Here is a 21,282-nt window from a genome sequence, read left to right as displayed (position 1 = left end):
GGCACTGTATCGCGCTGGGAGTCGAATTGTCAACCGAGCCAATTCGGGACGAGCAGAAATTCATCACCTCGCTCTACGCGCGGCTCGACGACCTGAGGGACCGGGCCGAGACCGCCGTGGGCGAGGCGCTCAGGACGCCCGGGACCGGGAGCGCGCAGTCGCGTCTGGAACGGGACATCCTGGTCGCCGAGCAGTCGGGGCTGCTCGCCGCGTTCAACGCCGGGGAGTCCGGGCTCTGCTTCGGCCGGCTCGTCTTCAAGGACGGCCGCGACCACCACATCGGCCGCATCGGGCTGCGCGAGGACGACCCGCGGCGCACCCCGCTCGTGGTCGACTGGCGCGCCGAGATCGCCCGCCCGTTCTACCTCGCCACCGGCCACGAGCCCATGGGCCTCACCCGCCGCCGGCACATCACCACGAAGGGCCGCGAGGTCGTCTCGCTCCACGACGAGGTCCTCGACCTCGCCGACCGCAGCCGCTCCGGGCACGAGGGCCGGGACGCCGACGAGGTCCTCCTCGCCGCGCTCGACGCCGCCCGCACCGGCCGGATGCACGACATCGTGCAGACCATCCAGGCCGAGCAGGACGCCATCATCCGCTCCCCGCACCACGGCGTCCTCGTCGTCGAGGGCGGCCCCGGCACCGGCAAGACCGCCGTCGCCCTGCACCGCGCCGCGTACCTCCTCTACGCCCACCGCGAGCAGCTCGCCAAGCGGGCCGTCCTCATCGTCGGCCCCAACCCGGCCTTCCTCGGCTACATCGGCAACGTGCTGCCCTCGCTCGGCGAGACCGGCGTCCTCCTCGCCACCCCCGGCGAGCTGTACCCCGGTGTCCGCGCCACCGGCGCGGACACCCCGCGCGCCGCCGCCGTGAAGGGCGACGTCCGGATGGCCGCCGCCCTCGCCGAGGCCGTACGCGACCGGCAGCAGGTCCCCGAGCGCGGTGCGCCGCTCGTCGTCGCGCACGAGGACGGCGACCTCGTCATCGACTGGGACATGGCCCTGGAGGCCCGCCACAAGGCCCGCGAGACCGCCCTCCCGCACAACCTCGCCCGCCCCTACTTCGCCTTCCGGATCCTCGACGCGCTCGCCGAGCAGCTCGCCGACCGGATCGGCGCCGACCCGTACGGCGGCCCGAACTTCCTCGGCCCCGACGACATCGCCCTCCTCGCCAAGGGCGTCGCCGCCAACCCCGACGTGCACGCCGCCATCGACGAGCTCTGGCCGGAACTGACCCCCGAGGCCTTCCTCGCCGACTACCTCGCCGAGCCCACCCACCTCCCCGAGGAGGACGCGGCGGCGATCCGCCGCGACGGCGGCGCGTGGACCCCGGGCGACGTCCCCCTCCTCGACGAGGCGGCCGAGCTCCTCGGCCGTGACGACTCCGCCGAGCGGGCCGCCCAGGAGGCCGAGCGGCAGCGGCAGGTGCAGTACGCGCAGGGCGTCCTCGACGTCTCCTTCGCCTCCCGCACCTACGAGTTCGAGGACAAGGAGGAGCTTGACGAGGACGCCTCCGAGGTGCTGTCCGCGCACGACATCATCGACGCCGAGCGGTTCGCCGAGCGCCACGAGGAGGCCGACCACCGCACCGCCGCCGAGCGGGCCGCCGCCGACCGCACCTGGGCCTTCGGCCACATCGTCGTCGACGAGGCGCAGGAGCTGTCCGCCATGCAGTGGCGGCTCCTGATGCGCCGCAGCCCCACCCGCTCCATGACCCTCGTCGGCGACCCGGCGCAGACCGGCGACCCGGCCGGCGTCGGCGCGTGGGAGCGGATCCTCACCCCGTACGTGGAGGACCGCTGGCAGCACGTGAGGCTGGGCGTCAACTACCGCACGCCCGCCGAGATCATGGCGGTCGCCGCCGCCGCGCGCCGCGAGGACGACCCGGCCTTCGAGCCGCCCGGCTCGGTCCGCTCCACCGGCGTCGAGCCCTGGGACCGGGCCGCCGAGGACCCGGTGAAGGAGACCGCCGACGCGGTCGCCGCCGAGCTCCGCGCCGAGGGCCGGCTCGCGGTGATCGCCCCGGCGGAGCTGCTGCCCGCCCTGGCCGAGGCGCTGCCCGAGGCCTCGTACGGCGAGCAGCCCGACCTGACCCGGCCGGTGGTCCTCCTCGACCCCCGCCAGGCGAAGGGCCTCGAATTCGACACGGTCCTCGTCGTCGACCCGGACGGCATCCGGGCCGGCGCCCCGCACGGGACCAACGACCTGTACGTGGCGCTGACCCGGGCCACCCAGCGGCTCGGGATCGTCAGGCGGGCCTGAGACCGTCAGGCCCGCCCGACGACCGTCAGGCGGGGCGGAGCCAGACCGTCGCGAGCGGCGGCAGCGTCGTCCGGACGCTCGCCGGCCGCCCGTGCCACGGCACCGACTCGGTCTTCACCGGGTCGGTGCCGACCACGTCCGAACCGCCGTACCGGGCCGCGTCCGTGTTCAGCACCTCGCTCCAGGCGGCGAAGGAGTCCGGCACGCCGATCCGGTAGTCGTGCCGGACGACGGGGGAGAAGTTGCAGACGGCGAGGAGCGGCGAGCCGAAGCCGTCGTAGCGGAGGAAGGCGAGGACGTTGTCGTCGGCGGCGTCCCCGGCCACCCACTCGAAGCCCTCCGGCACGGTGTCCCGCTCCCACAGCGACGGCGTCGCCGTGTACACCCGGTTCAGGTCCCGCACCAGGTCCTTCACGCCCCGGTGGTCGGCCTCCGCGCCGTACTCCGGGTCGAGCAGCCACCACTCGGGCCCGTGGTCCGCCGACCACTCCGAACCCTGCGCGAACTCCTGCCCCATGAAGAGGAGTTGCTTGCCCGGGTGGGCCCACATGAAGCCGAGGTAGGCGCGGTGGTTGGCGCGCCGCTGCCACCAGTCGCCGGGCATCTTCGACACCAGCGCCCGCTTGCCGTGCACCACCTCGTCGTGCGAGATCGGCAGGATGTAGTTCTCGCTGTACGCGTACACCATCGAGAAGGTCATCTCGTGGTGGTGGTACTTGCGGTGCACCGGCTCCTTCTCCATGTACTGGAGCGAGTCGTGCATCCAGCCCATGTTCCACTTCATGCCGAAGCCGAGCCCGCCGTGGCCGCCCGGCCCGACCAGGTCCGTCGCCCGCGTCACCCCGTCCCAGGCGGTCGACTCCTCGGCGAAGGTGACGATGCCGGGGCAGCGGCGGTAGACGGTGGCGTTCATCTCCTGGAGGAAGGCGACCGCGTCGAGGTTCTCCCGGCCGCCGTACTCGTTCGGCAGCCACTCGCCGTACTCGCGGGAGTAGTCCAGGTAGAGCATCGACGCGACCGCGTCCACGCGCAGGCCGTCGACGTGGAACTCCTGGCACCAGTACACCGCGTTGGCGACCAGGAAGTTGCGCACCTCCTTGCGGCCGTAGTCGAACTCCAGGGTCCCCCAGTCCGGGTGGTGCGAGCGGCGCGGGTCCTCGTGCTCGTACAGCGGGCGCCCGTCGAACTCGGCCAGCGCCCAGTCGTCCTTCGGGAAGTGCGCCGGCACCCAGTCCATGAGCACGCCGATGCCCTCCCGGTGCAGCGCGTCCACCAGGAACTTGAAGTCGTCCGGGGTGCCGAGGCGGGCCGTCGGCGCGTAGAAGCCGGTGACCTGGTAGCCCCAGGAGCCGCCGAAGGGGTGCTCGGTGACAGGCATGAACTCCACGTGCGTGAAGCCGAGTTCACGGACGTACGCGGGCAGTTCCACCGCCAGCTCGCGGTAGGTCAGCCCGGGCCGCCAGGACGGCAGGTGGACCTCGTACACGGAGATCGGCGCCTCGTGCGGCGGACGGGCGCCGCGCCGCGCCATCCACTCCTGGTCGCTCCACTCGTAGTGCGACTCGGTGACGATCGAGGCGGTGTCCGGCGGGCACTCGGTGCGGCGGGCCATCGGGTCGGCGCGGAGCGTGTGCGAGCCGTCGGGCCGGGTGATGTCGTACTTGTACACCGCCCCCTCCCCGATGCCGGGCACGAACAGCTCCCACACGCCGGTGGAGCCCAGCGAGCGCATCGGCAGCCCGGTGCCGTCCCAGTGCGTGAAGTCGCCGGTGACGCGGACGCCGCGGGCGTTCGGCGCCCAGACGGCGAAGCGGGTGCCGGTGACGCCGCCGTGCCGCATCACCCGCGAGCCCAGCGCCGTCCACAGCTCCTCGTGCCGGCCCTCGCCGATCAGGTGCAGGTCCAGCTCACCGAGCGACGGCAGGTGCCGGTACGGGTCCTGCACGGCGAGCTCGTCGTCCCCGTAGCGCACGCGGAGCTCGTACGCCGGGACCTTGCGCAGCAGCGGGACGAACGCGGAGAAGAGCCCGTCGCCGTCGTGGGCGAGCTCCACCGTCCGCCCCTTGGGCAGCACGGCCGTCACCCCGCTCGCCCAGGGGCGCAGCGCCCGGATGACGAGCCCGCCCTTCACCGGGTGCGCGCCGAGGAGGGCGTGTGGGTCGTGATGCTCGCCGGCGAGCAACCGCGCGCGCTCGCCGGGGTCGAGAGGGGGCGCTGTGCGGGGCGTCTTGGCGGTCACCGGTGGCCTCCAGAAAGCTCGGAATATGTACGAACATGTCAACACCCCCACAACCCCCCCGGAAACTCCGCCGAACGGGCCATGTCCCGCCGACGCCCCCCCGCGTGGGCGGGGCGGTCACGGCGGGGTGGCGAGACGGTGGATGGCGGAGAGGGGGACGGGGAGCCAGTCGGGGCGGTGGCGGGCCTCGTAGACGACCTCGTACACCGCCTTGTCCGTCTCGTAGGCGCGGAGGAGGGCCGGGTCCGTGCGGGGGTCCGCGCCCGCGACCTCCGCGTAGCCCGTGCAGTACGCCGCCCGGCACCGCACCGCCCACTCCGCGTTCCAGGGCCGGTGCGTACGGGCCGCGTAGTCGAAGGAGCGGAGCATGCCGGCCACGTCGCGGACCGTCGGCTGCGGGCGGCGCCGTTCTTCGAGGGGCTTCGCCGGCTCGCCCTCGAAGTCGATGACGGCCCACCCGCCGTCCGAGCCGCGCAGCGTCTGCCCGAGGTGCAGGTCGCCGTGGATCCGCTGCACCGTGCCCGCGCCCTCCGCGTCGCCCGCCGCCGCGAAGACGGCCCGCAGTCCGGGGACGTACGGCAGCAGCGCGGGGACGGCCTGCGCGGCGGCGTGCAGCCGGCGGTCCATCGCGGCGGCGAGGCCCTCCGTCTCGGCCCGTTCGAGGCGCTGCGTGGGCAGGGTCTCGGCGAGCGCGAGGTGCACCTCGGCGGTGGCCCGCCCGAGGGCCCGCGCCTCCGCGGTGAACTCCCGCCCGGCGGCGAGCGCGTCGAGGGCGAGCCGCCACCCGTCGCGGGAGTCGCGGAGGTAGGGCTGGAGGACGCCGAGCGTCGCCGCCCCCGACTCGAACCAGGCGACGGGCGCCGGGACCCGGGCGCAGCCGGCCTGTCCGAGGGCGAGGGTCAGTTCGAGGTCGGGGTTGGCGCCGGGGCTGACCCGGCGGAAGATCTTCAGGATGTACGCGTCGCCGAACACCAGCGAGGAGTTGGACTGTTCGGCGTCGAGGACCCGCGGCGCGAGCGCCCCGGGCAGGGCGCGGGTGGCGTGGAAGCGGAGCGGCCCGGTGCGGCCGGGCGTGCGCAGCCGCTCGTACAGGAGACCGGCGAGGCGCGGGTCCCGCAGCCCTTCGTAGACGGCGCGGCCGGCGAGCGGGCCCTGCCGGACGCGTCCGATGAGGGCGGGCGCGAGGCGCGGCGGCAGCTGGGACCGTACGCCGAGGAGGAGCTGGTAGCAGTCGGCGGGTTCGCCGGTGGGGCGGCCGGGTTGTTCGACCCGGACGAGGAGGTGGAGGAGTCCGGGTCCGGGGCCGTCCAGGGGCAGCAGCTCGGTGGCCGCTTCCAGCGTGAATCCCGTGACCCGGCGGCCCTTGCCCGCGAACCAGCGCTGCCGGGGCAGCCATTCGTGGAGCAGGGGTGTCAGGGACGGAAGGAGGGCGTCCGGGGCCCGGGTGGTGGATGCGGCAATCTCCGGCATGGCATCGCGTCCTTTCCCCGGGGTGCGCACAGGGTTGTCGTAAGTGTTCAAATGCGCAGATTGTCCCGGATGGCGGCTGGGGCTGTCCGGATGTGCGGGACGTGTCGGAAAGGGAAGATCCGTACGGATGGGGCTGGATGGATCCGTATGGGGGAGGTTCGTGTGTGGGACACAGTTCCCGGAGTGGGACGGAGGAAACCGTCCCACTCCGGCGGAGGCCGAATCGGCCTCCGGTCAACTCCGCTTCATGCGGAACCAGTAGAAGCCGTGGCCCGCCAGCGTCAGCAGGTACGGCAGCTCGCCGACCGCGGGGAACTCCACCCCGCCGATCAGCTCGACGGGCCGCATCCCGGCGAAGCGCCGCAGGTCCAGCTCGGTCGGCTGGGCGAACCGCGAGAAGTTGTTGACGCAGAGCACGAGATCAGCGTCCTGGCCCTCCTCCGGAGCGGTCTCGCGGAGGAAGGCGAGCACCGCCGCGTTGGAGGACGGCAGTTCGGTGTACGTCCCCGTCCCGAAGGCGCGGTTCTGCTTACGGATCTCGATCATCCGCTTCGTCCAGTGCAGCAGCGAGGACGGCGAGGCCATCCCCGCCTCCACGTTGGTCACCTGGTAGCCGTGGACCGGGTCCATGATGGCCGGCAGGTAGAGGCGGCCCGGGTCGCAGGAGGAGAAGCCCGCGTTCCGGTCCGGGGTCCACTGCATCGGGGTGCGCACCCCGTCCCGGTCGCCGAGCCAGATGTTGTCGCCCATGCCGATCTCGTCGCCGTAGTACAGCACCGGGGAGCCCGGCAGCGAGAAGAGCAGCGCGGTGAACAGCTCCATCTGCTTGCGGTCGTTGTCGAGGAGCGGGGCGAGGCGGCGCCGGATGCCGATGTTGGCCCGCATCCGCGGGTCCTTGGCGTACTCGGCGTACATGTAGTCCCGCTCCTCGTCCGTGACCATTTCGAGGGTGAGCTCGTCGTGGTTGCGGAGGAAGATGCCCCACTGGCAGCCGGAGGGGATCTCCGGCGTCTTCGCCAGGATCTCGGAGACCGGGTAGCGCGACTCGCGCCGCACGGCCATGAAGATCCGCGGCATGACCGGGAAGTGGAAGGCCATGTGGCACTCGTCGCCGCCGGAGCGGAAGTCGCCGAAGTAGTCGACGACGTCCTCCGGCCACTGGTTGGCCTCGGCGAGCAGCACCGTGTCCGGGTAGTGGTCGTCGATCTCCTTGCGGACCCGCTTGAGGAAGGTGTGGGTCTCCGGCAGGTTCTCGCAGTTGGTGCCCTCCCGCTGGTACAGGTACGGCACCGCGTCGAGCCGGAAGCCGTCGATCCCGAGGTCGAGCCAGAACTTCAGCGCCGACAGGATCTCCTCCTGCACGGCCGGGTTCTCGTAGTTGAGGTCCGGCTGGTGCGAGAAGAAGCGGTGCCAGTAGTACTGCTTGCGGACCGGGTCGAAGGTCCAGTTGGAGGTCTCCGTGTCGACGAAGATGATCCGGGCGTCGGGGTACTGCTTGTCGTCGTCGGCCCAGACGTAGTAGTCGCCGTACGGTCCCTCCGGGTCGCGCCGCGACTCCTGGAACCACGGGTGCTGGTCGCTGGTGTGGTTCATGACGAAGTCGATGATCACGCGCATCCCGCGCTGGTGCGCCGCGTCCACGAACTCCACGAAGTCGGCGATGTCGCCGAACTCGGGGAGGACCGAGGTGTAGTCGGCGACGTCGTACCCGCCGTCGCGCAGCGGGGACTTGAAGAACGGCGGCAGCCACAGGCAGTCCACGCCGAGCCACTGGAGGTAGTCCAGGCGGGACGTGATGCCCTTCAGGTCGCCGACGCCGTCGCCGTTGCTGTCCTGGAAGGACCGGACGAGGACCTCGTAGAAGACGGCCCGCTTGAACCAGTCGGGATCGAGGTCCTTGGCGGGGGTGTCCTCGAAGGTGTCGGGGACGGGATCGTTGACGGTCATGAGATGGGTGACCCTCCGGTCTGCGGGGACGGTCGCAGGACGAGCACGTGCGCGGGCGCGACGCCCGGTTCCAGGCGCACGTAGGCGCTCCTGCCCCAGTGATAGGTGTCTCCGGTGAGCTCGTCGCGCACCGGCACGGTCTCGTGCCAGCCGAGGCCGAGTACCGGCATGTTCAACGAGACCGTCGCCTCCTGGGTGTGGTGCGGGTCGAGGTTGACGACCACCAGAACGGTGTTCGAACCCTCCTTCTTCGAGTAGGCGATCACCTGCGGGTTGTCGACGTCGTGGAAGGTGAGGTTCCGCAGCCGGCGGAGCGCCGGGTGCCGGCGGCGGATCCGGTTCAGGGCGGTGATCAGCGGGGTGATCGTCGCGCCCGCGCGCTCCGCCGACTCCCAGTCCCGGGGCTTGAGTTGGTACTTCTCCGAGTCGAGGTACTCCTCGCTGCCGGTGCGCAGCGGGGTGTTCTCGCACAGCTCGTAGCCGGCGTAGATCCCCCACGTCGGCGAGAGCGTCGCCGCGAGCACCGCGCGCGCCTCGAAGGCCGGCCGGCCGCCCTCCTGGAGGTAGGCGTGCAGGATGTCCGGGGTGTTCACGAAGAGGTTGGGCCGCATCTGCGCCGCCACCTCGCCGGACAGCTCCGTCAGGTACTCGGTCAGCTCGTCCTTGGAGTTCCGCCACGTGAAGTACGTGTAGGACTGCTGGAAGCCGATCGCGCCGAGGGTCCGCATCATCGCCGGTCGGGTGAAGGCCTCCGCCAGGAAGATCACGTCCGGGTCCCGCCCGTTGATCTCCCCGATCACCCGCTCCCAGAACACCACCGGCTTGGTGTGCGGGTTGTCCACCCGGAAGATCCGCACCCCGTGGTCCATCCAGTGCCGCAGTACCCGGACCGTCTCGGCGACGATGCCGTCCATGTCCTTGTCGAACGCGATCGGGTAGATGTCCTGGTACTTCTTCGGCGGGTTCTCGGCGTAGGCGATCGAGCCGTCCGGCCGGTGGTGGAACCACTCCGGGTGCTTCTCCACCCACGGGTGGTCCGGCGAGCACTGGAGCGCGAAGTCCAGCGCGACCTCCAGGCGCAGCTCCCGGGCCCGGGCCACGAAGGCGTCGAAGTCCTCGATCGTGCCCAGGTCCGGGTGGACCGCGTCGTGCCCGCCCTCCGGCGAACCGATCGCCCACGGCACGCCGACGTCGCTCGGCGACGCCGACAGGGAGTTGTTCGGGCCCTTGCGGTGGGTCTCGCCGATCGGGTGGATCGGCGGCAGGTAGACCACGTCGAAGCCCATCGCCGCGATGGCCGGGAGCCGTTCGGCCGCGGTGCGGAAAGTGCCCGGGACCGTACGGCCCTCGACCTCCCGCACGCCCTCCGAGCGCGGGAAGAACTCGTACCAGGCGCCGTACAGGGCCCGTTCCCGCTCCACCCGGAGCGGGAACGCCGGGGAGACGGTGACCAGTTCGCGCAGCGGGTGCCGCTCCAGGGTCTCCGTCACCCGCGGCGCGAACGCGGCGGCCAGGCGCGCGGCGGCCGGGCGGGACTCGTCGCGCAGCGCGTCGGCCGCCGCGAGCACCGCCTCCCGGCCGCCGCCCTTCTTCGGGACGCCCTTCGCGGCCCGTTCGTGCAGCTCCGCGCCCTCGGTGAGGACGAGTTCGGAGTCGATCCCGGCCGGGATCTTGATCTTCGCCGCGTGGCGCCAGGTCGCCAGCGGGTCGCTCCACGCCTCGACGGTGTACGTCCACAGCCCCTCGGCGTCCGGGGTGACCTCGGCACCCCAGCGGTCGGAGCCCTCGGCCAGCTCGCGCATCGGGGTCCACGGCCCCGGGCGGCCCGTCGGGCCGGTGAGTACGACATTGGCGGCGACCGCGTCGTGGCCCTCGCGGAAGACGGTGGCCGACACCTCGAAGGTCTCGCCGGCCACCGCCTTCGCGGGGCGCCGGCCGCAGTCGACCAGCGGGCGGACGTCCAGTACGGGAATGCGTCCCATGAGCGGATTCACAGCATCACCTGACGGTTTACGGGGGTGCGGGTGGTGGTGCGCTCTTTCTAGCCGCGCCGGAGGCCGGTGGGAGGCGGGCATCGCCGCGCCCCTCCGCGTTCACTCGGATGGCGGGCCCACAGGGATGAAGCGGAGTACGGAGGCGGGTACGGGAACGAGGGATTCGGGGGAGTACCCGGGGAGCTTCCCCGGGTTCACGCGTGGGCAATCCGGCCCTTTGTTAACTACTAGGGCGTAGGGGGTGCGGCAAGGCGCGAGTCGGCCGAAACCCGCCGGGTGCCGTGCGGCGGACCGCGAACCGGCGCCGGACCTCGTTACGCTGACGGTCCGTCGTCACCGCGGAAGACGGGAGACGCGCATGGACACGGAACCGGCCCGGGCCGTCCTCCACCACGTGCTGGCCGGGCGGTGCGGGCTCGCCCTGCCGGGGACGGGCCCCCTCGACCTCGCCCCCGGCGACCTGGCACTCCTGCCGACCGGCACCCCCCACCGGCTCACCGCGGGCCCCGCCGCCTCCGGCACCCCGCCGCCCGGCGGCCCCGGCGCGCCGCCCGCGGAGGTGCGCGTGGTCGGCGGGACGGAGGAGGGCGCCCGGGTGCTCACCGTACGGGCCGGCTACGACCCCCGGGGCGCACCGCCCCTCATGACGGCGCTCCCGCGCGCGCTCCGGCTCGAACGGCGGCGCGTCGAGGGCGCGCCGCTGCTGCGTGAGACCCTCGCGGCGCTCGCCGCGCCCGGCCGCCGCGCGGGCCCCGGCGACCGGCTGCTCGCCCTGCGCGTCCTGGAGACCGCGCTCGTCCTCGCCGCCCCGCGCCCGCCGGACGGCCCCTGCCCCCACCCCGGCATCGCCCGCGGCCTCGCCGCCATCGAGCACCGCTACGCCGAGCCGTGGACCGTGGTGACCCTCGCCCGCGAGGCCGGGATGGGCCGCTCCGCCTTCACCGCGGCCTTCCGCGAGGCCGTCGGCACCTCCCCGGCCCGTCACCTGACGGCCCGCCGGATACGGGAGGCGGCCCGGCTGCTCGCCGAGACGGGGCTCCCCCAGTCGGCCGTACCCGCCCGCGTCGGCTACCGCAGCCGCGTCGGCTTCCACCTCGCCTTCCGCACCGCCTACGGCATGACGCCGGGCGAGTACCGGGCCGCCGCGCCCGCCGCCCCCCGCCGGAGCCGGCGGCCGGTCTGATGTAATCGTCCCGGCGTCCAGGGGATGCGGCGCCGGGCACGGGAACGGGGACGGGGGCGGAGTTGCAGGCGCTGGATGCTTCGGATCCGCGGCAGGTGGGGCGGTACCGGATCCTGGCCCGCCTGGGGGCGGGCGGAATGGGACGCGTCTACCTGGGGCGGTCCACGAGCGGCCGGATGGTCGCCGTCAAGGTGGTGCGCGCCGAACTCGCGGAGGACCCCGAGTTCCAGCGCCGGTTCGTCCGCGAGGTGGAGGCCGCCCGCCGGGTCACCGGCTTCTTCACCGCGGCCGTGGTCGACGCCGACCCGATGGGCTCGCCGCCCTGGCTCGCCACCGCCTACGTTCCCGGGCCGTCCCTGGAGGCGGCCGTCCGCACGCACGGGGCGTGGTCCCGGCGCTCCCTGCTCTACCTGGGCGCGGGGCTGGTCGAGGCCCTGGAGGCCATCCACGGCACGGGCCTGGTCCACCGCGACCTGAAGCCGTCGAACGTGCTGATCGCCGCCGACGGCCCCCGGGTGATCGACTTCGGGATCTCGATCCTCGGCGAGTCGAGCGTCCTGACCCAGGCCGGGATGGTGATCGGCACCCCCGGCTTCATGTCGCCCGAGCAGGTGGCGGGAAGCGCCGTCGGCCCGGCGAGCGACGTCTTCTCGCTGGGCGCGGTGCTGGCCTTCGCGGCCTGCGGCGTCGGACCGTTCGGGACCGGCTCGGCGCACTCGGTGAACTTCCGCGCCGTCTACGCGGAGCCCGACCTGCGCCTGCTGCCGCCGGGGACGGACTTCGTCGCCCGGTGCCTGGAGAAGGACCCCGCCCGCCGGCCCACGGTGCCGGAACTGCTCGCGGAGTTCGCCGGACTGCTCGGCGAGGGGAGCGGCCACACCTACGGCGGCGGGCAGGCGCAGGAGACCGACTGGCTGCCGGCGGCGGTGGCGGCGTCCCTCGGCTCGGCGGGCGCCGTCACCGGCCGGCCGGCCGGTGACGCACCGGCGCCCACGCCCGACACGGCGGCCGCGCCCGACCCCCGCGTCCCGCTGGCGAAGGGCCCCGCCGCACCGCCCGCGATGCCGAGCACGCCGCCGGCGATGCCGGCGATGCCGGGCACCCCGCCGGCGGCCGTGCCGTCCGCCGCGCCGGCCCCGGTCGGCCGTCCGGTCGCCGGCAACCCGTACGCCGTCACCACCCCCACCCCGTACCCCCCCGGCCCCGCGGGCGGACCGGCCCGCCCGCCCGGCCGCCCCCGGGGCCGCGGGCTCCTGGCGATCGCCCTCGGCGTCGTCCTGGTGGCGGGCGGCGTCACCGCCACGGTCCTCGGCCTGAAGGACGACCCGGCCGGGAAGCAGGGGCGGCAGCAGGACCAGGGGAAGGACCAGGGGAAGGGCGGGCAGGAGGGCCGGGGGGACTCCGGGGCCACCGGGGGCTTCGACGCCGCGGTCGGCAAGGTGGTCAACGCCTCCGACCGGAAGGGCGGCACCCTCCGCCTGGTGAGTTCGACGGACGCCGACTCCTGGGACCCGGCCCGTTCCTACTCGGGATGGGTCTGGAACATCCAGCGGCTCTACGCCCGCACCCTGATGACCTACGCCGCCGCACCGGGCGAGGACGGCCTCGCGGTGGTCCCCGACCTGGCCGCCGCCCCGCCCGAGGTGTCCGCCGACGGCCGGACCTACACGTTCCGGCTGCGGCCCGGCCTGAAGTTCGAGGACGGCTCGCCGATCACCGCCGCGGACGTCAAGTACGGCATCGAGCGCGTCTTCGCCACGGAGATCGCCGGCGGACCCACGTACCTCGTCGACGTCCTGGACCAGAAGCAGGGCTACCGGGGCCCGTACCGGGACACCGGGACGTCGGGCCTGCGGTCCGTCGAGACCCCGGACGACCTCACCGTCGTCTTCCGGCTGGCCGAGCCCGACTCCCGGTTCCCGTACCTGCTCACCATGGGCGCGACGGCCCCCGTGCCGCGGCAGCGCGACACCGCCGACCGCTACGGGACCAGGCCCATGGCCTCCGGCCCGTACCGCTTCTCCTCCTACCAGCCGGGCCGGTCGCTGGTCCTCGTCCGCAACGAGCAGTGGGATCCGGCCACCGACCCGCTCCGCAAGGCCCTGCCGGACCGCGTCGAGCTGACCATCACCACCGACCCGGCCAAGGTCGACCAGCAGCTCCTCGCGGGCACCGCCGACCTCGACGCCTCCCAGCTCGGCCTCTCGCAGGCGACCGCCGCCAGGGTGCTGGGCGACCCGAAGCTGAAGGCCCAGGTGGACAACCCGTACAGCGGGTACCTCCGGATGGTCACGATGATCTCCGACACCGCCCCCTTCGACAACGTCGACTGCCGCAAGGCGGTGGTCTACGCGGCCGGCACCGAGGCCATGCGGACCGCGCGCGGCGGCCCGTCCTTCGCCTCCCTCCAGGGCAACATGCTGCCGCCGACGGCCCGCGGCGCCGACTCCTACGACCCCTTCGGCCTGACCAAGGGCAAGCCCCGCAAGGAGGAGGCCGAGAAGGCGCTGCGGGCGTGCGGCAAGCCCGGCGGCTTCACCACCAAGGTCGCCCTGAACAGCGGGAACCCCAAGGACGCCGCCGCGCTCACCGCCCTGCGGAACGATCTCCGGGCGGTCGGCATCAAGGTGGAGATCGAGCGCTTCGACAGCGTCCCGGCCTACTACGCCGCCCTGGGCTCCCCCAAGATCCAGAGGGAGAAGGGGATCGGCATGCTCATGATGGGCTGGGGGGCCGACTTCCCCACCGGCGCGGGCTTCCTCCAGCCCCTGGCCGACAGCGCCCTGTCCAGGTCCGAGGGCAACACCAACTACGCCCGGGTGAAGGACCCCGCGATCGACGAGCTGTTCGACCGGGCGTCCGCCGAGACCGACGACGCCGAGGCGAACCGGCTCTACCAGGAGATCAACCACCGGCTCACCGACGGCGCGTACTACCTGCCCGTCACCGCCGAGAAGACCGTCAACCACCGCCACCCGCGGCTGACCAACGTCTACGTCCACGAGGCGTTCAACCTGGTCGACGTACAGGCCCTGGGCCTCGGCGAAGGGCCGTGACGCCCGGCCGGCGCCCCGGCCCGCGGCCCGGGGCGCCCGGGGGAACGCGCCCCCGGGCGCCCCGCCCGTGCCCCCGGGCGCCCCGCCCCGAACCGGCCCCGGGTTCCTACACTCGGGGCGGCACGCCGGGCGCACAGCGTGGTGCGTCCGCCCCGTAGCGTCACCGGCCTGCGAAGGTGGGACACGTGAAGGCAATCCGTCGATTCACCGTGCGTCCTGTCCTCCCCGACACCCTTCGACCCCTCGCCGCCCTGGCGCGCAATCTGCGCTGGTCGTGGCACGAGCCGACCCGCGCCCTCTTCGATTCCCTGGCCCCCGAAGGGCTCGCGGGCGCCGACCCCGTCCGCGTGCTCGGTGCCCTGGAGGCGTCCCGGCTCGCCGCGCTCGCCGCCGACCGGGACTTCCTCGGCAGGCTCGCCCTCGCCGCCGAGGACCTCGACGGCTACCTGGAGCGGCCCCGCTGGTACCAGGAGCGCGGCCCGGGCGACGGGCCCGCCGCCGTCGCCTACTTCTCGCCCGAGTTCGGCGTCGCCGCCGCCCTGCCCCAGTACTCCGGCGGGCTCGGCATCCTCGCCGGCGACCACCTCAAGGCCGCCAGCGACCTCGGCGTCCCCCTGATCGGCGTCGGACTGCTCTACCGCCACGGCTACTTCCGGCAGTCCCTCGGAAGGGACGGCTGGCAGCAGGAGCAGTACCCCGTCCTCGACCCCGGCGAGCTGCCGGTCTCCCTGCTCCGGGAGGCCGACGGCGGCCCCGCGGGGATCGCGCTCGCCCTGCCCGGCGGGCGGAGCCTGCGCGCCCACATCTGGGTCGCGCAGGTGGGCCGCGTCCCGCTGCTCATGCTCGACTCGGACGTCGAGGAGAACGCCCCCGGCGAGCGGGCCGTCACCGACCGGCTGTACGGCGGAGGCAGCGAGCACCGGCTCCTCCAGGAGATGCTGCTCGGCATCGGCGGCGTCCGTGCCGTCCGCACGTACGCCCGGCTCACCGGCCACCCCGCGCCCGAGGTCTTCCACACCAACGAGGGTCACGCCGGCTTCCTCGGACTCGAACGGATCCGCGAACTCCAGGGCGGGGGGCTCGACTTCGACGCCGCCCTGGAGACCGTGCGGGCCGGGACCGTCTTCACCACCCACACCCCCGTCCCCGCCGGCATCGACCGCTTCGACCGGGAGCTCGTCGCCCGCCACCTCGGCGACGACGGCGCCCTGCCCGGCCTCGACACCGGCCGGATCCTCGCCCTCGGCGACGAGACCCCGCTCGGCGGCGAACCCGGCGTCTTCAACATGGCCGCCATGGGCCTGCGCCTCGCCCAGCGCGCCAACGGCGTCTCCACCCTCCACGGCGCCGTCAGCCGGGAGATGTTCGCCGGACTCTGGCCCGGCTTCGACGCCGGGGAGGTGCCGATCACCTCCATCACCAACGGCGTCCACGCCCCCACCTGGACCGCCCCCGAAGCCGCCCGCCTCGGCCCCGACGCGAGCGACCGCGAGCTGTGGGAGCTGCGCCGGACCCTGCGCGCCCGGCTCGTCGCCGACGTCCGGGACCGGCTGCGCGCCTCCTGGCGGCAGCGCGGCGCGGCCGCCGCCGAACTCGGCTGGACCGACGCCGTCCTCGACCCCGACGTCCTCACCATCGGCTTCGCCCGCCGGGTCCCCTCGTACAAGCGGCTCACCCTGATGCTCCGCGACAAGGACCGGCTGCGCGCCCTGCTGCTCGACCCCGAGAGGCCGGTGCAGCTCGTCGTCGCCGGCAAGGCCCACCCGGCCGACGACGGCGGCAAGAAGCTCGTGCAGGAGCTGGTCCGCTTCGCCGACGACCCCCGGGTCCGGCACCGGATCGTCTTCCTGCCCGACTACGGCATGGAGATGGCCCGCGGCCTCTACCCGGGCTGCGACGTCTGGCTCAACAACCCCCTCCGCCCCCTGGAGGCCTGTGGCACCAGCGGCATGAAGGCCGCCCTCAACGGCTGCCTCAACCTCTCCGTCCTCGACGGCTGGTGGGACGAGTGGTACGAGCCCGAGTTCGGCTGGGCCATCCCCACCGCCGACGGGGCCGCCGCGGCCGACGAGGAGCGCCGCGACGACCTGGAGGCCGCCGCCCTCTACGAACTGATCGAGCGCCGGGTCGCCCCCCGCTTCTACGACCGCGGCCCCGACGGCGTCCCCGCAGCCTGGACCGCCATGGTCCGCCGCACCCTCACCGAACTCGGCCCCAAGGTCCTCGCCGACCGGATGGTCCGCGAGTACGTGGAACGGCTGTACGTCCCCGCCGCCGCGGCCCGCCGGGCGCTCACCCCGGACCGGGCGCGGGAGCTCGCCGCCTGGAAGGCCCGGGTCCGGGCGGCCTGGCCGGGCGTCTCGGTGGACCACGTGGAGATCGGCGACGACCTCGCCGAGGCGGGGGCGGAACTGGGCGCCACGCCCTGCGTCCGGGTGCGGGTCGCACTCGGCGGCCTCTCCCCGGACGACGTCGAGGTGCAGGCCGTGACCGGCCGCGTCGACGCCGACGACACCCTCACCGGCACCCGCACGGTCGCCCTCAAGCCCGTCGGCGGCCCCGACCTGGAGGGCCGCCAGCCCTACGCGGGCACCCTGGAGCTCGACCGCACCGGCGCCTTCGGCTGCACCGTCCGCGTGCTGCCCGCCCACCCGCTCCTCGCCCACCCCGCCGAACCCGGCCTGATCGCGCTGCCCGAGGACCCGGGCGGCGAGGGCGCGGGGGTGCTCCTGAGGTAGCCGCCGACGGGGCCCGGGCGGGTGCCTAGGCTGGACGGCATGATCAGGGTGTTGCTGGCCGACGACGAGACGATGATCCGCGCCGGGGTGCGGGCCATCCTCACCACCGACCCGGGGATCGAGGTGGTCGCCGAGGCGGGCGACGGACACGAGGCGGTGGAGCTGGCCCGGCTCCACCGGCCCGACGTCGCCCTCCTCGACATCCGGATGCCCCGGCTCGACGGCCTCGCCGCCGCCGACGCGCTCCGCCGCACCCTGCCGGAGACCGCGGTCGTCATGCTCACCACCTTCTCCGAGGACGACTACATCGCCCGGGCCCTCGGCACCGGCGTCGGCGGCTTCCTCCTGAAGTCCGGCGACCCGCGCGAGCTGATCGCCGGGGTCCGCGCGGTCGCCTCCGGCGGCGCCGCCCTCTCGCCGGCCGTCGCCCGCCGGGTCATCGACACCCTCGGCGGCGAGCGGCTCACCCGCGCCGCCGCCGCCCGGGCCCGGCTCGCCCCGCTCACCGGCCGGGAGCGGGAGGTCGTCTCGCTGCTCTCCGCGGGCTGCTCCAACCAGGAGATCGCCGCCCGCATGCACGTCGTCGAGGGCACCGTGAAGGCCCACGTCAGCGCCGTCCTCGCCCGCCTCGGCCTGCGCAACCGCGTCCAGCTCGCGGTCCTCGCCCACGAGGCGGGCCTCGCCGCCGCCCCGGGGCCCTCCGGTGCCTGAGGTCCCGGCGGCGCGCCGGCGCCTCTTCGACCTGGCGCTGTGGCTGCTGCTCTCGCTCCCGGTGCTGCTGCGCTCCGACCCGAACGACGGCGGGTCCTGGTTCCAGGTCGCCGCCGGGGTCACCGTGCTCGGCGGCTGCGTCGCCGTCAGCCGCCGGTGGCCGCTGCTGCCGCTCGCGGTCACGGTCGCCGCGAGCCTGCCCGCCTCCCTGGAGCTGTTCACGCCCTCGTACAGCCTCGCCCTGGTCGCCTTCGGCTATCTCGCCGGACGGCGGCAGGACCACACCCGCGGCTCGCTCTTGCTGTTCGGGACGGTGGCCGCCGTGGGTCTGGTGCTCACCCGGCTCACCGGCACCTCCCTGGGACCCTGGTTCACCCTGATGCTGGCGCTCGCCCTGGCGATCGTGGCGCCCTGGCTGGTCGGCCGGTACGTCCGCCAGTACGACCGGCTGGTGCGCAGCGGCTGGGAGCTCGCCGACCGGATGGAGCGGGAGCAGGCGGCGGTCGCCGACCGGGAGCGGCTGCGGGAGCGGTCGCGGATCGCGGGCGACATGCACGACTCCCTCGGCCACGACCTGGCGCTGATCGCGGTGCGGGCGGGCGCCCTGGAGGTGGATCCGGGGCTCGGGCCCGAGCAGCAGCGGGCGGCGGGCGAGCTGCGGCGGGCGGCGGCGGAGGCGACCGAGCGGTTGCGGGACGTCATCGGGGTGCTGCGGGAGGAGGGCGAGGGGGCGCCGACGACGCCGTCGGACGAGACGGTGGGCGAGCTGGTGGACCGGGCCAGGGCCTCGGGGCTCGACGTGACGCTGCGCGGGGACGGGCCGGTGCCGGAGCCGGCGGGCATGGCGGGCCGGGCGCTGCACCGGGTGGTGCAGGAGGGGCTGACGAACGCGGCGAAGCACGCCCCGGGCGCCGCCGTCACCGTCGAGCTGCGGGAGGCCGCGTCGCGGGTGACGGTACGGGTGGTGAGCGGGCCGGGCGAGGGGGTCGGGGAGTCCGGCTCCGGGGGCTTCGGGCTCGTCGGCCTGGACGAGCGGGTCCGGCTCGCGGGCGGCACCCTGACCCACGGTCCGGTGCGCGGCGGCGGCTTCGCGCTGACGGCCGTGCTGCCGCGGCGGACGCCGGCCGCGGTGCCGGCCGCGCCGACCTCGGCCCGGGAGCTGGACCGGGCCCGCCGCCGGGTGCGGAAGGACCTGGTGCGGGCGATCTGGATCCCGCTGGCGCTGCTCGCGGCGCTGTCGGTGCTGACGGCGGGCGTGGCGCTGTGGTCGCAGTCCCGCTCGTACCTGGAGCCCGACAACTACGCGCGGCTGCTGGTCGGCCAGGAGTACGCGGAGCTGGTGGAGGACCTGCCCGACCACGCCCTGGAGGCGCCGCCGGCGGGGCTGCCGCCGGAGCCGGTGGGCGCGGACGAGTGCCGGTACTACCGGGCGACGGTCTTCGCGGAGGTGCCGGTCTACCGGCTGTGCTTCACCGGCGGGCGGCTGAGCTCGCGGGACGAGCTGGGGTGAACGGGCGGACGCCCGGAGGGATGGGATCCCTCCGGGCGTCCGTCGCGCGCTGCCTCGGGCCGTGCCTCCCGGGTTACGGGAAGGTCAGCTTGAAGCCGTTGATGTAGCCGGTGTCGGCCCCGGCCTTGTCCTGGACGCGGAGCTTCCAGGCGCCGTTGGCGACCTCGGAGGAGGCGTTCACGGTGTAGGTCTGGGCGATGTTGTTCGCACTGCCGCCGGAGCGGTTGTGCAGGTTGTAGACCGAGCCGTCGGGGGCGACGAGGTCGACCACGAGGTCACCGATGTAGGTGTGGACGATGTCCACGCCGACGGAGAGGTTGCTCGGGGCGTTGCCGGTGACGCCGGTGACGTTGACCGTCGAGGTCACCGCGGCGCCGGGGGAGTCCGGGATGGCGACGTCGGCGGTGTTCTCGAAGACCTTGCCGGGGGTGGTGCCGCCGGGGCGGGTGCCGACGTTGACGCCGGCCCAGGCGTGCTGGACGGCGAGGGCCTCGGGGCTGCCGGCGCCGTACAGCTCCTCGGCGGCCGCGACCGTGCCGGTGCGGGCGCCCGCGTAGTTGGTGGACGAGGTCCACTTGGTGGTGAGGGCCTTGAACCAGATCATCCGGGCCTTGTCGATGCCGATGCCGGTGACCGGCAGGCCGTCGGAGGTCGGCGAGTCGTAGGTCACGCCGTTGACGGTCTTGACGCCGCTGCCCTCGGAGAGCAGGTAGAAGAAGTGGTTCGCCGGGCCCGAGGAGTAGTGGACGTCGATCGAGCCGATGCCCGAGTACCACGCGTCCTTGGACGAGCCGTCCTTGCTGGGCTTGTCCATGTAGCGGAGCGGGGTGCCGTTGCCGCGGATGTCGATCTTCTCGCCGACGAGGTAGTCGCCCGGGTCCTTGGGGTTGTTGGCGTAGAACTCGACGGCCGCCGCGAAGATGTCGGAGGTCGCCTCGTTGAGGCCGCCGGACTCGCCGCTGTAGACGAGCTTGGCCGTGACCGAGGTCAGGCCGTGGGTCATCTCGTGGGCGGCCACGTCGATGGAGGTGAGCGGCTTGGCGTTGTTCGCGCCGTCGCCGTACGTCATGCAGAAGCAGGAGTCCTGCCAGAAGGCGTTGACGTAGGCGTTGCCGTAGTGGACCCGGGAGTACGCGCCGACGCCGTCGCCGCGGATGCCGCTGCGGCCGTGCACGTTCTTGTAGTAGTCCCAGGTGAGCGCGGCGCCGTAGTGGGCGTCGGCGCCGGCCGTCTCCAGGTTGGTCGGGGTGCCGTCGCCCCAGACGTCGTCCGCGCCGGAGAAGAGCGTGCCGGTGCCGGAGGTGCCGCGGTTGAGGTTGTACGTCTTGTGGTTGCCGCGGCCGGTGTCGGTCAGGGTGTACGAGGGCGCGGTGCCGAGCGTGACCTGGCCGCTGTACTGGGTGTTGCCGGTGCCGTTGTGCACGGCCTGCCACTCGTACAGCTTGGCGCCGGTCTTGGCGTCGGTGACGACGTGCAGCTCGTTCGGCGTGCCGTCGTGCTGGAGGCCGCCGACGACGGTCTCGTACGCGAGGACCGGGGCGCCGCCCTGGCCCATCCAGACGACCTTGCGCGGCGCGCGCTCGCTCTTGGTGGCCTTCGAGCCCTCGGCGGCGGCCAGGCCGACGGCCTGCTTCTCCGCGGCGGCGGGGGCGACGGTGGCCGCGAGGTCGACGTTCTTCAGCTCCGCGCGGGAGGACTTGGCGACGCCGGTGGTGGTGCCGGCCTCGGTCTCGGCCACGATCAGGTCGCCGCCGAGGACCGGGAGGCCCGCGTAGGTGCGCTCGTAGCGCGTGTGGGTGGTGCCGTCGCGGTCCTGGACCACGTCGCGGACGACGAGCTTCTCCTGGCTGCCGAGGCCCAGCTCCTTGGCCGTCTCGGCCTTGTCGGCGTCGGCGGCCTTGATCAGCGCGGTGCGCTGGGCGGGGGAGAGGTCGGCGGGGAGCTTGCCCGGGTTGACCTTCCCGAGGGCCGACGCCGGGGCGGCGGCCGTGCCGGGGTTGTCGGCGGAGGCGCTGCCGGCCTGGACGCCGACGGCGAGCATGGCGGCGGCTGCGACGAGTGCGCCGGTCGCGGTGGCACGGCGGCTGGGCGTGGATCTCACGCGGACTCCTTTTGCGAGGGGGGTACCGGTCCGCTGGGTGGGCGGGCCGGGCGGTGCAAACAGAGCGGTGAC

Annotated in this window: 11 protein-coding genes; 6 read left to right on the top strand and 5 right to left on the bottom strand. The window is 74.0% G+C overall.

Features of this window, described 5'->3' with window-relative positions; translation table 11 throughout:
* Positions 1 to 26 precede the first annotated feature (26 nt).
* A complete protein-coding gene (locus IE245_RS13010; RefSeq protein WP_189946983.1) occupies positions 27 to 2,261 on the top strand; it encodes a HelD family protein in 2,235 nt (744 codons plus the stop codon).
* A gap of 25 nt (positions 2,262 to 2,286) precedes the next feature.
* Here the strand turns inward: IE245_RS13010 and glgB are convergent, their stop codons facing one another.
* From glgB to IE245_RS12990, 4 genes are all read right to left on the bottom strand, one after another.
* The gene (glgB, locus tag IE245_RS13005; protein WP_189946982.1) at positions 2,287 to 4,500 is read right to left on the bottom strand and encodes a 1,4-alpha-glucan branching enzyme; all 2,214 of its coding nucleotides are present in this window, start codon (positions 4,498 to 4,500) and stop codon (positions 2,287 to 2,289) included.
* A 117-nt stretch (positions 4,501 to 4,617) separates the two neighbouring features.
* Positions 4,618 to 5,970, bottom strand: coding sequence for a maltokinase N-terminal cap-like domain-containing protein (locus tag IE245_RS13000; protein WP_189946981.1), 1,353 nt, complete (start codon positions 5,968 to 5,970; stop codon positions 4,618 to 4,620).
* Positions 5,971 to 6,204: 234 nt separating this feature from the next.
* Positions 6,205 to 7,917: a maltose alpha-D-glucosyltransferase gene (gene treS / locus IE245_RS12995; protein WP_189946980.1), complete on the bottom strand. Its 1,713-nt coding sequence runs from the start codon at positions 7,915 to 7,917 to the stop codon at positions 6,205 to 6,207.
* A complete protein-coding gene (locus tag IE245_RS12990; RefSeq protein WP_229851256.1) occupies positions 7,914 to 9,899 on the bottom strand; it encodes an alpha-1,4-glucan--maltose-1-phosphate maltosyltransferase in 1,986 nt (661 codons plus the stop codon). The genes treS and IE245_RS12990 overlap by 4 nt, the downstream gene beginning before the upstream one ends.
* A 253-nt stretch (positions 9,900 to 10,152) precedes the next feature.
* Here IE245_RS12990 and IE245_RS12985 point away from each other — a divergent pair, with 253 nt between their 5' ends.
* The 5 genes from IE245_RS12985 to IE245_RS12965 all read left to right on the top strand — a co-directional run bounded on the left by IE245_RS12985 (position 10,153) and on the right by IE245_RS12965 (position 19,109).
* Positions 10,153 to 11,094 carry an AraC family transcriptional regulator gene (locus IE245_RS12985; protein ID WP_373305318.1) on the top strand — a complete coding sequence of 314 codons (942 nt, stop codon included), beginning with the start codon at positions 10,153 to 10,155 and terminating at the stop codon, positions 11,092 to 11,094.
* Positions 11,095 to 11,189: 95 nt separating this feature from the next.
* Positions 11,190 to 14,150, top strand: coding sequence for an ABC transporter substrate-binding protein (locus IE245_RS12980; protein WP_268256550.1), 2,961 nt, complete (start codon positions 11,190 to 11,192; stop codon positions 14,148 to 14,150).
* A gap of 185 nt (positions 14,151 to 14,335) precedes the next feature.
* Complete coding sequence (gene glgP, locus IE245_RS12975) at positions 14,336 to 16,888, top strand: alpha-glucan family phosphorylase (protein ID WP_189946976.1); 2,553 nt, start codon at positions 14,336 to 14,338, stop codon at positions 16,886 to 16,888.
* Positions 16,889 to 16,927: 39 nt separating this feature from the next.
* Complete coding sequence (locus IE245_RS12970) at positions 16,928 to 17,599, top strand: response regulator (protein ID WP_189946975.1); 672 nt, start codon at positions 16,928 to 16,930, stop codon at positions 17,597 to 17,599.
* The gene (locus tag IE245_RS12965; protein WP_189946974.1) at positions 17,592 to 19,109 is read left to right on the top strand and encodes a sensor histidine kinase; all 1,518 of its coding nucleotides are present in this window, start codon (positions 17,592 to 17,594) and stop codon (positions 19,107 to 19,109) included. Before IE245_RS12970 ends, IE245_RS12965 begins: the two co-directional genes overlap by 8 nt.
* A gap of 73 nt (positions 19,110 to 19,182) precedes the next feature.
* On the opposite strand, the gene IE245_RS12960 is transcribed toward IE245_RS12965, so the two are convergent.
* Positions 19,183 to 21,210: a M4 family metallopeptidase gene (locus tag IE245_RS12960; RefSeq protein ID WP_189946973.1), complete on the bottom strand. Its 2,028-nt coding sequence runs from the start codon at positions 21,208 to 21,210 to the stop codon at positions 19,183 to 19,185.
* Positions 21,211 to 21,282: the final 72 nt, after the last annotated feature.

The organism is Streptomyces roseolus, from assembly GCF_014649855.1.
GTDB lineage: Bacteria > Actinomycetota > Actinomycetes > Streptomycetales > Streptomycetaceae > Streptomyces > Streptomyces roseolus.
Note: the sequence above shows the minus strand (reverse complement) of the source record. Positions and strands in the feature narration are given on the sequence as shown.